The following is a 334-nucleotide window of genomic DNA, read 5'->3' on the forward strand; positions in this document are numbered from 1 at the left end:
TGGGCGCTTGGCAGACCACAGAATCTCGTTCAGTAATTCCGGTTTCTTTTTTAGGAATTGCTCCACAGGCTTATTTCTCTTTCTCTGATTACACTTCACGCAAGACAGAGTAAGGTTGCTAATTCGGTTACTCCCCCCTAACGAACGGCGAGATTCTAAGGACCGCTGAATTGAGAAGCCGCGATGATTGAGTTCGGCTGCCCAAATTCCTTTGTTTTCTTTGAGAATTGCTATCCCTGTTGTTTTACTTCCTGGGCCTAACTTGAGTCTGTATTCTGGTTTTTCTACCGACGAGTCCTCTTCTGTGTCTTTCAACATGATGGTGAAAGGGTAG

General features: G+C 45.2%; 1 protein-coding gene. It reads right to left on the minus strand.

Features of this window, described 5'->3' with window-relative positions:
- Positions 1-321, minus strand: a 321-nt coding sequence (locus LKK83_RS08440; protein WP_324630620.1) for an RRXRR domain-containing protein, incomplete at its 3' end; no start/stop codon positions are given.
- Positions 322-334: the final 13 nt, after the last annotated feature.

This window comes from Phormidium sp. CCY1219, from assembly GCF_035615515.1.
Classification (GTDB): Bacteria; Cyanobacteriota; Cyanobacteriia; order Cyanobacteriales; family Laspinemataceae; genus CCY1219.